9 protein-coding genes are annotated in these 7,580 nt (G+C 48.4%); 4 read left to right on the forward strand and 5 right to left on the reverse strand.

What is annotated here, in order from left to right; all coding sequences use genetic code 11:
- Positions 1-5: 5 nt before the first annotated feature.
- Positions 6-764, reverse strand: a complete 759-nt coding sequence (locus tag A8707_RS16550) for a peptidylprolyl isomerase (protein ID WP_068818336.1) — start codon at positions 762-764, stop codon at positions 6-8.
- A 345-nt stretch (positions 765-1,109) separates the two neighbouring features.
- Between A8707_RS16550 and A8707_RS16555 the strand changes: the two genes are divergently transcribed.
- Positions 1,110-1,745: a peroxiredoxin gene (locus tag A8707_RS16555; protein WP_068818337.1), complete on the forward strand. Its 636-nt coding sequence runs from the start codon at positions 1,110-1,112 to the stop codon at positions 1,743-1,745.
- A gap of 53 nt (positions 1,746-1,798) precedes the next feature.
- On the opposite strand, the gene A8707_RS16560 is transcribed toward A8707_RS16555, so the two are convergent.
- On the reverse strand, positions 1,799-2,476 hold the full coding sequence (locus A8707_RS16560) for a Uma2 family endonuclease (RefSeq protein ID WP_068818338.1): 678 nt from the start codon (positions 2,474-2,476) through the stop codon (positions 1,799-1,801).
- A gap of 175 nt (positions 2,477-2,651) precedes the next feature.
- On the opposite strand from A8707_RS16560, the gene A8707_RS16565 reads away from it, so the two are divergent.
- Together A8707_RS16565 and A8707_RS16570 are read left to right on the forward strand one after the other, a co-directional pair.
- Positions 2,652-3,629 carry a cysteine synthase A gene (locus tag A8707_RS16565; RefSeq protein ID WP_068818339.1) on the forward strand — a complete coding sequence of 326 codons (978 nt, stop codon included), beginning with the start codon at positions 2,652-2,654 and terminating at the stop codon, positions 3,627-3,629.
- 77 nt (positions 3,630-3,706) lie between these two features.
- A complete protein-coding gene (locus tag A8707_RS16570; protein WP_231948112.1) occupies positions 3,707-3,982 on the forward strand; it encodes a (2Fe-2S) ferredoxin domain-containing protein in 276 nt (91 codons plus the stop codon).
- Here the strand turns inward: A8707_RS16570 and ygfZ are convergent.
- Genes ygfZ through A8707_RS16585 form a run of 3 tightly spaced genes read right to left on the reverse strand, consistent with a single transcriptional unit; the run spans position 3,979 to position 6,149 of the window.
- Complete coding sequence (gene ygfZ, locus A8707_RS16575) at positions 3,979-4,962, reverse strand: CAF17-like 4Fe-4S cluster assembly/insertion protein YgfZ (RefSeq protein WP_068818341.1); 984 nt, start codon at positions 4,960-4,962, stop codon at positions 3,979-3,981. The genes A8707_RS16570 and ygfZ overlap by 4 nt on opposite strands.
- Entirely contained in the window at positions 4,959-5,453 is a 495-nt protein-coding gene (locus A8707_RS16580; RefSeq protein WP_068818342.1) for a hypothetical protein, read from the reverse strand. The genes ygfZ and A8707_RS16580 overlap by 4 nt, the downstream gene beginning before the upstream one ends.
- Before the next feature lie 21 nt (positions 5,454-5,474).
- Complete coding sequence (locus A8707_RS16585) at positions 5,475-6,149, reverse strand: hypothetical protein (protein WP_068818343.1); 675 nt, start codon at positions 6,147-6,149, stop codon at positions 5,475-5,477.
- A gap of 215 nt (positions 6,150-6,364) precedes the next feature.
- Here A8707_RS16585 and fmt point away from each other — a divergent pair, with 215 nt between their 5' ends.
- Positions 6,365-7,387, forward strand: a complete 1,023-nt coding sequence (gene fmt / locus A8707_RS16590; RefSeq protein ID WP_068818344.1) for a methionyl-tRNA formyltransferase — start codon at positions 6,365-6,367, stop codon at positions 7,385-7,387.
- The last annotated feature ends 193 nt before the right edge of the window (positions 7,388-7,580 follow it).

Raw genomic sequence — 7,580 nt, forward strand, 5'->3', positions numbered from 1 at the left:
GAGACCTACTCTACCTGAAGCTTGACAGTCATTTTTTGAATTTTTTCTGCTAGCCAGCGCTCAAATAGCTCATTTTGCAGCGTTTGCCGCAGTTGCTGATTATCCAATGTCGCTGGAATCGTTTGCTCGACTCTAAACAACGCCCAGCGCTGCTCGACCTCGATCGGTCCCACTAAATCACCCGGTTCAGCAGAATCGATCGCCGCTCTAATCGTATCGGGCATCGTGCCGCGACTTACCGGACCCATCATGCCGTTTGAGATGCGATCGTCCGCGATCGAGTGCTCTTGCGCCAGTTCCTCAAAACTCGCCCCTTCTTGAATCTGGATTTTGAGTTCATCGGCAAGTTCTTGATTTTCGACGATGATTCGGGAAAGGACGACGCGATCGAGGAACACTTTACGCTCAATGAAATACTCTTGCAGCTTTGCGTCTGCAATCACGCTCTTGAGTTTTTCGACCTTAAAGTTTGAGTTGATCTGGCTATGAAAAGTCGAATAATCTGACCCGTTGCCCTTAAGCCATTCTTGAAATACCTTTGGGTCGGTTAATTGCTGCTGAAGCCGGAAGTCGATCACCGCCTGCTCAATCACCGCAGGATTGATGTCGAGATCTTCTCGCGTGGCAACTTCCTGTTCCAACACATATTGGCGTAGGATATCGCCTAAAAATCCCTGAAGTTTTCCAGCAGTCTGAAGATATTTCAGACATTCCCCTAAGGTGATTGATTGTTCGTCAACCGTGAGAAAAGCTTTAACGTCCATGAGTTTATTTGATTACCCGATATTCAAGTTTGATGTCAACGTGCCCAAGCTTACGGTATTCCTGACGACCTCTTTACGAAACGTCTCAGAGATTTAACGGAAGCTATTGTGATTAAACTTGAAAATCGTCTGTTCCCGACTCCGCAATTTCAACTAAATAGGCTGAGATTTGACTGAGTTCTACCAATCTCTCTGAGCACATTTGCTGAACTTGCTGCGAGGTTTTAGAGTTCAATGCGTAACGCTTTGACTAAAATCGTAAATAGATCCAAACTCCGACCGGGAAACCGGAGGTTTGTGTCATGATCTTTAAGTAACTATTTGCGATCACTAGGAAAACTGGCTATGGCTCTCCGACTAGGCGACACAGTTCCCAACTTCACTCAAGAATCTTCCGAAGGCACTATCAATTTCTATGATTGGGCTGGCGATAGTTGGGTAATTTTGTTCTCACATCCCAAAGATTTTACGCCCGTCTGCACGACTGAGCTAGGCACTGTTGCAAAACTCAAGCCTGAGTTTGACAAGCGTAATGTCAAGGCGATCGCGCTCAGCGTCGATGATGTCACCTCGCACATGGGTTGGATCGGCGATATCGAAGAAACCCAAAGCACTAAGCTCAATTACCCGATTTTGGCTGATCCAGACCGGAAGGTATCAGATCTATATGACATGATCCACCCCAACGCCAACAATACGCTGACGGTGCGATCGGTGTTTGTGATCGATCCCCAGAAGAAACTGCGTCTCACGCTCACTTACCCTGCTAGCACTGGGCGCAACTTTGATGAGATTTTGCGCGTGGTTGATTCGCTGCAACTCACCGATGATCACAGCGTTGCAACTCCGGCTAATTGGACAGACGGCGGTGACTGTGTTGTGGTACCTTCTATCTCGACTGAAGATGCCAAGCAAAAATTTCCCAAAGGCGTGACCGAACTCAAGCCTTATCTGCGGATGACTCCTCAACCCAACAAATGAAGTTGGCATCTCTGACCAACTGTCAGGGGCAGGCTTGAGCTTGCCCTTGTTCTTTACAGGATTTCATCGGGGTTGACACCGAGCGATCGCAATCGTTCTTTTAGCTGCTCGACGTGCTGTTCTGCTTCTTGCCGTGCCTGAGTCTCTACTCGCAGCGCGCTGGCAAGCTCACTGGGGATCAACAATTTCTCACCCGTGTCTTCTCGATAGAAGGCAATGAGCGGTCCGTCTATCTCTAGTCGAAGCTTTAAAGGTTCGCTGCGTCCATCTGTGATGGGATCGTACTGATCTCGATGAAGCCGATAGCCTCTGAGCTTTTCTTCAATCCACTCGCCCTTGGGGTCAAATAGCCAATATTCGAGCACGCCCAACTGCTCGTATAGGGTTCGCTTAAACTCCTGGTCTTGGTTTTTCGTCCCGGCTGAGGTCATCTCAAAAATCACAGATGGAACTTGCCCTTCTTCCCAGGTTTTATAGTTGTCTCGTCCACCTGGGGCAACATCGAAAATTACCATCACATCAGGAGCCACCCGCAGCCGTGGATAGCCTTGAGAATAGTAGAGAAACTGATTGCTCAAAACGGTTGCCTGCTGACCTGCTAGATACTGAGTGAGCACTTCTAGCGTCACTAAGATGGCATATAAGTGAAGATACGATTCTGCCAAGGGTTCACCGTCTGAGCTTGGATAAAAAACTTCAGTCTTTTGAGAGGTCGGGGAGAGACTGGTCATAACGAAAGAATATGAAGTGATTTCTATCTTACTGTGACTCGATCGTCCCCTTTGCAGTGAATGGACATCTTCAACAGTGAGAACCAAACTGCGGATGATTCCTAAACTAAAAGGCAAGATTCTAATCGCTGCTTTGAGCCAAAATCGTCATAGGGAAACATGCGGGAAATCGAAAATGGATATTAAAAATGGATTTGTGGACAGCGTTGGCAACACACCATTAATTCGGATCAATAGCTTTAGTGACGAAACAGGCTGCGAGATTTTGGGGAAAGCAGAATTTCTCAATCCTGGTGGGTCGGTAAAAGATCGAGCCGCGCTCTACATCATTGAAGACGCTGAAAAGAAAGGCTTACTTAAACCAGGTGGAACCGTTGTAGAAGGCACCGCAGGCAATACAGGAATTGGACTCGCTCATATCTGCAACGCGAAGGGCTACAAATGTCTAATCATCATTCCTGAAACGCAATCACAAGAAAAAATTGATCTCCTGCGAACATTAGGAGCCGAAGTGCGAACCGTTCCGGCGGTTCCCTATAAAGATTCCAATAACTACGTCAAGTTGTCGGGCAGAATCGCAGCAGAGATGGAGAACGCAATCTGGGCAAACCAGTTTGAAAATTTAGCAAATCGCATCGCTCACTACGAAACTACAGGACCTGAAATCTGGGCACAAACTGATGGCAAGGTCGATGTCTGGGTGGCATCAACTGGGACGGGAGGCACTTACGCCGGGGTTTCGATGTTCCTCAAAGAGAAAAATCCAGCGATTAAGTGCATTCTGGCAGACCCGATGGGAAGCGGATTATATAGCTATGTCAAGACGGGTGAGATTCATTCAGAAGGTAGCTCGATCACTGAAGGCATTGGCAACAGCCGCGTTACTGGAAATATGGAAGGTGCCCCCGTCGATGATGCGATTCGCGTAGACGATCGAGAAGCGGTTCGCGTGGTCTATCAACTGCTAGAAAAAGATGGGCTGTTTATGGGCGGCTCGGTCGGAATTAATGTGGGGGCTGCGATCGCGATCGCCAAGCAAATGGGACCAGGACATACGATCGTCACTATTCTCTGTGATGGCGGCAGCCGCTACCAATCAAAATTATTCAATCGCGACTGGTTAGCTACTAAAGGACTCTTGCCTAACTCTTAAGCGGAATCTGTCAGAATAGAGCGATGGAACCTACAGCGCCATCCTCCGCTACAGAATCTATTGTTGTGTCTAGGTGTGTGCAAATTTGTCAAAGCAAGTCTTGCCGCAAGTTAGGAGCTGCTGGAGTCTTAGCTGCGTTTCAGTTACAGCCCGTCGTCAACGTAGAGGTGACGGGCTGCGGTTGTTTTGGACAGTGTGGCAATGGTCCGATCGTAGTCGTTTCACCTGACCAGGTTTGGTATTGCGGAGTCCAAGCGGATGAAGTTGGATCGATCGTCGATCGACACCTCAAAAATGGACAGCCCGTTAAAGCAATGCTCTATCCCAAATTTCACCCCGCCCTCCATCGTTAAGATTGCTTTTCGCGGGTCAAAAATGGCAGCTCCAGCAATTCGGTTTGGTTGCCGCTAATTTGAACCGATAGCCCTGCGCCTCCTGCTTTCGTTCGCACATAGGCAAGTCCGATCGCGCCCGCCTCGGTCTCCACAACACTCGTAAGTTTGCCGACTTTCTCTTCTCCAACGGTGACGATCGCACCCGCTTCTACCGGAGCCTTCAATTTGACACCCCAGAGTTGCTGTTTGACTCCGTTATAAGTGTCTAGACGCGCGATCGTTTCTTGCCCGATATAGCAGCCTTTGTTAAACGAGACGGTGTTCCACAACCCTGCTTCTAAGGGATTGTAATCATCTGTCAATTCATGACCAGGCATCGGGCGACCTTGCTCAATGCGGAGTTGCTCCCAGGCGCGATCGCTCATTGTCACGGCTCCCGCTTCAATCAAAGATTTCTGCAATGCAGATGAATGATCGACTTGCGTAATCAAAATGTAGCCTTCTGTAGCTAGCCCACTGCCCACGGCAACTCGCACGTCTTGTCCTGCTAAATTTATCAAGCGATGACTCGCGTAAGGTTGACCGATTATCTCTGCTGCACCCAGCTTTTCTAACAACCCGTGACTCCCAGAACCAACTAAGCTGAAAGTCGCGGTTTGGGGAGTGACATCTACTAACTTCACGTTGTCGGCAAAGAAAATGTAGCGATCGAGAAACGTCATTAATTTCTCAGTCAAATTTGGCGATACCAGCAGCAAAACTGAATCTTCTAAAAGGTAAGCGCTTGCCAGGTCGATCGTTCGTGCAGTCGAGGTGACAAACACCGTGTCGCACCCTTCACCCGGCTTGCGAATCTTGAAATCATTGGTGCTTTGGTTGTGTAAAAATCGAATCCGATCAGCGTCAGAGACTTCGATGCGTCCCCAATGAGAGCGATCGTAGAGCGCCACACCTGACTTTGCGGCTTCTAAGGCTGTGGTGTCATTCTCGAAGTTCATTCTGATTTACTCGGCAGGGTTGCAAATATCTGTTCGACTCGCTGTTTCGTCTTATCGTCGAGCTGATTCCAGTCTACATCGCCTGTTTCGTCAATCAGGTTCATATCGACTTCCACAGGCTGCAATTCGTCGTCTTGCTGGCTAAAACAGATTTTGTAGCACAGTTCCCACAGGTCAACCACGACTTGCTGATTGCCTTGCTCTAAGCACAGTTCATAGCCCGGATGAGGAGACGGCAACTGAGACAAGGTTTGCTGAATTTCGGCAGCTTGGTCGGGGGGTGCGGTTTTAAGCTGTTCTTGCAGTTGCGTCACGGTTACTTTAACGTCTTCTGGTGTATCGTCAGCCCAGATAGGAACCTCTCGATAAGCGCCTTTCCATGAAGATTGGTCTAGCTGCTTGCGAAGATTATCAACCACTCGAATAAATGTAGGCTGCATCAACAGTTCCGCTCGCTGCCATGCCTCAATATTTGCAAATTTAGGTTTCATAACACCACCATGCACTCCTTCCTATCTTTGCATTTGAGGTCCTGCCCAAACGCTATTAGTCACCTGTCCATAAGTTCGTGGTTGATCACTCACCGCTTCTAGGGTTTCGTTCTCCATGTCCACGCTCCAAAGTTTCCAAGGAGTCTCACCCAAGTTGCCAGCTCGGAATAGAACCCGATCGCTACGCTCCTCACTCCAACCCAATAAAATTGCGTTGCTATATTCGATTTCGCTAGGCGCAATGGTGCTAGAACGATTTGATACGCGATCCCAAATTAGCGCATAGTCCGAAGCGATATCAGAACAGAAGATAGACTCAAATTCTCGTGCGAGAAGACGATCGCCCGTAGATGACCACGAAATAGGAATCACGATCGAGATAGTCCCCGCCAAGTCAGCGCTATTGCTAATAAACGGATTCTCGGCAAACGGCGAAGTTGCTGCGATCGCTTGTAAATCTCCTGTCTGTAAGTTCTCTAAAAACAAAACACTACTGACGCGGCTTTGATAAAACTCTGACTCCACCTGCACCTGCACCCGGCTATAGGCTTTATAGTGACCATCAAGTGAAGTCAAGGCATGACTGCGATAGTAATGCTTGCTCGGTGTGCCATCTGATAGGGTCGCCATCACCCAACCCCAAGGAATCGGATGGGGGCTGTTGAGCGGATCGAGTTGAACCGATTGAGAAGTCATAGAAGTACCCCACTTCTAGAAGCAGTCTGTGGCGAATAGCCTCACATTATGGCTGCAAATACAATCTCAGCAAGGTTGGTTTACAAGAATTCTTAAAGCAATTCTGCTGTATTAGGAAGTTACTCAGCGTCAGTAAAAAGCAAAACTGCCACAAGACAGATTTTGGCTACAATAACCCCTACTAATAATTAGAGACCGTCTTCGGCAGCAACCTCATGAAAATCGTCTTCTTTGGAACTCCTCACTTTGCTGTCCCAACCCTGGAGGCTCTACTTGCAGCTTCAGGATTTGAGGTGGTAGCAGTGGTGACTCAGCCAGACAAACGGCGAGGACGCGGAAACGAGTTGTCTCCGTCTGCGGTGAAATCGGCGGCAGTGACCCATCAAATTCAGGTTTGGCAACCTAAGAGCGTTAAGAAAGATGCCGAGACTTTGGAGAAACTTAAAGCGGCTGAGGCAGACGTGTTTGTAGTAGTCGCTTATGGACAAATTCTCTCTCAGACAATCCTAGAGGTGCCCAAGTTTGGCTGTGTGAATGTTCATGGTTCATTGTTGCCTCACTATCGAGGGGCTGCGCCGATCCAATGGTGCCTTTATCATGGCGAGACTGAGACGGGCATCACAACCATGTTAATGGATGCAGGGATGGACACGGGCGCGATGTTGCTGAAGTCGGTACTGCCGATCGCGCTCTTCGACAACGCCCACGACTTATCGGCAAAACTATCGCCTCTAGGCGCAAATTTACTGATCGAGACTCTTCCAAAACTTGTAAATGATGAAATCCAGCCGCTCTCTCAAGACGAGCGTGAAGCTACCTACGCGCCTTTGATCAAAAAAGAGAACTATGAGTTGGACTGGTCACGAGGAGCGATCGAGCTTCACAACCAAATCCGAGGCTTTTATCCCAACTGCACCACGTCCTTCAGAGGAACTATTCTCAAAATTATGGCGACTGTTCCAGTGACTTCCGCAATCAAGCTCCCTTCAGAATTTGCCTCTCTGCAGTCGGTTGAGTCGGAAGCGTCTAATCACATTGTTGGAGAAGTGGTGGCGATCATCAAAAACTTGGGAGCTGTGATTCAAACAGGTGACGGGCTTCTATTGTTACGAGAAGCTCAGCTAGCAGGTAAACGCCCTCAATCGGGCTGGGACTTCGCTAACGGTAGCCGATTAGAAGCTGGGGAAGTGCTAGGCAAGGGTGAAGAGGGAATGGCAGCCCGTGTAGTTGCTATTTAAGCGAGTGCTCCTGAACTATCTGCAGCAGCAGGGTTCCAGTCCTTTAGGAATTTATTTCAAAAAGCTGCTTGACACCTTTCTCTCCGTACTGTTATATTCATTAAGCGGTGAAGGAGAGCGACGCGAAAGTGAAGCGAACTTTTCCGCCAGAACCAAGACAATTGCATAGTTTGGAAGTCATAATAGCACTTAA

The organism is Phormidesmis priestleyi BC1401, assembly GCF_001650195.1.
GTDB classification, from domain to species: Bacteria; Cyanobacteriota; Cyanobacteriia; order Leptolyngbyales; family Leptolyngbyaceae; genus Phormidesmis_A; species Phormidesmis_A priestleyi_B.